The 225-nt window shown below is 49.8% G+C and carries 2 protein-coding genes; one reads left to right on the forward strand and one right to left on the reverse strand.

Going from position 1 to position 225, the window contains the following annotated elements:
- Nucleotides 1-25: 25 nt before the first annotated feature.
- The gene (locus H6B10_RS18925) at nucleotides 26-139 is read left to right on the forward strand and encodes a hypothetical protein (protein WP_345941872.1); all 114 of its coding nucleotides are present in this window, start codon (nucleotides 26-28) and stop codon (nucleotides 137-139) included.
- Here H6B10_RS18925 and H6B10_RS19100 read toward each other — a convergent pair.
- Nucleotides 88-225: hypothetical protein (locus tag H6B10_RS19100; protein WP_204652480.1), on the reverse strand; the 138-nt coding region annotated here is incomplete at its 5' end. The two genes, H6B10_RS18925 and H6B10_RS19100, sit on opposite strands and share 52 nt — an antisense overlap.

The raw sequence follows: 225 nt of genomic DNA on the forward strand, positions 1-225 counted from the left end.
GCACGGAATCACGCTGTTTGACCCCATCGAAACCTGGAAAGAATGTACCTATGTAAATTGCACGGCACGCTGCCTTTCTACCCAGATTTATGACCAGGGCAAGCGGGTATACCACAGTTTCTGGCTCAGGTCCACATAATAGCGGTGGGGATTTTCAAAACGCTTGACCTCGTCCCACAGGGTGTTTACCTGGGCTTTGCAGAATTTCTTGATGTCATCCAGGCT

The sequence above is a fragment of the Gemmiger formicilis genome (assembly GCF_016901605.1).
Taxonomy (GTDB): domain Bacteria; phylum Bacillota; class Clostridia; order Oscillospirales; family Ruminococcaceae; genus Gemmiger; species Gemmiger formicilis_B.